2 protein-coding genes and 1 pseudogene are annotated in these 1,431 nt (G+C 53.0%); all 3 read left to right on the top strand.

The features are described from left to right. On the top strand, window positions 1-672 hold a 672-nt coding region (locus BM036_RS19650), incomplete at its 5' end, for a copper resistance protein B (RefSeq protein WP_091855310.1). A gap of 158 nt (window positions 673-830) precedes the next feature. Next, window positions 831-1,184 carry a hypothetical protein gene (locus BM036_RS19655; protein WP_091855311.1) on the top strand — a complete coding sequence of 118 codons (354 nt, stop codon included), beginning with the start codon at window positions 831-833 and terminating at the stop codon, window positions 1,182-1,184. Between the two features lie 11 nt (window positions 1,185-1,195). Then, window positions 1,196-1,431, top strand: a pseudogene (locus BM036_RS19660) (amino acid permease); the annotation flags it as partial.

The raw sequence follows: 1,431 nt of genomic DNA on the forward strand, positions 1-1,431 counted from the left end.
ATGATTTCCGACACCACGGCTCGTAAACAGCCGCTCACAACCTGGGGTGTGCAATTTGAGGAGTTTGAATACCGCTATAGCGACGATGACGAGGAACTGGGCGTCTGGAATGCGGATGCCTTCTATGGCACCGACGATTTTAAAGTCCGGTTGCTTACAACCGGTGAATACGAGATAGAGGAGCAGGCCTACGAAACACTGGAAAACCAGTTGGTCGGCCAGATCCCCATATCCAAGTTCTTCGACGCCAAAGCGGGTGTTCGCTTCGACACCCCTGAGGGACCGGATCGCACGTATGCCGTGCTGGGTGTCGCAGGGCTTGCGCCACAATGGTTTGAAGTTGATGCCAACCTGTATGTGAGCGATGAAGGTGAGACGTCTGCTGCGCTGGATGCAGAGTATGAATTATTGCTCACCAATTATTGGATCCTCGCGGCAACGCTGGATGCGACGGTCGCATTCAGTGAGGATCGGGAAATTGGCGTCGGCAAAGGTCTGGTGTCCACCGAAGCCGGACTGCGTCTGAGTTATGATTTAATTGATCGCGCCTTCTCGCCCTATATCGGTGTGGTGCATGAACGAAATTACGGTGACACTGCGGATTTCGCTGAAACGGATGGCGGAAGCAAAGAAGACTGGTTTGCCGTAATCGGTGCACGCATCGCATTCTGACGTTGATGCTAAAGGGCCATGGGAAACCTCATGGCCCTTTTTCGTCTAAGATTTGATGTAACTCAAATCCACCGAAAGTCTGTGTCTGTTTTCAGTCGCAGTTCAGGTTGAAGTGTTTTGATACAGGGAAAAGTCATTAGGAAGAGAGGTGTCATTCCATGACCAAAGCACACAAAGCAACCAATCAGGAGCAGTTTTTGTTGCGCCGGAAAATGGCCGTCGAGGGGCTTGGAGAGAGTCAGTGGGAAGATCTCATCCACGATCTTAATCATCACCCCTGCGTTGATTTCGCCGAGCGTAAGCCGAATGGCACATTGCACGTGACGTACGACGGAACTCACTGGACCGTCGATGAATTACTGGAACTGATCAAGGCCTACGGTGGCCGATTAAAATCCGGATGGTGGGCCCGGCGCAAACTGGCCTGGTACCGGTTTACCGACGACAACGTCCGGGCAAATGCCAAGCATGAGCCGTTCTGCTGTTCCAAGATTCCACCCATGAAAAAATAACAGGAGGTTGAATGAGCAGGGAGGAAGATCGAACCACTCGCTATCAGGAAGGCAGTCTCACTTTACCTGGAACGGTTATGCTGGGTACCGGTGTCATGATTGGCGCCGGTATTTTTGCGCTCACCGGGCAGATGGCCCAGATGACCGGCGTACTTTTCCCGCTGGCCTTTCTCGCGGCGGCGGTGATTGTCAGCTTCAGCGCCTATTCCTACATCAAGATCTCCAATGCCTACCCGTCCGCCGGCGG

The sequence above is a fragment of the Marinobacter segnicrescens genome (assembly GCF_900111555.1).
Classification (GTDB): domain Bacteria; phylum Pseudomonadota; class Gammaproteobacteria; order Pseudomonadales; family Oleiphilaceae; genus Marinobacter; species Marinobacter segnicrescens.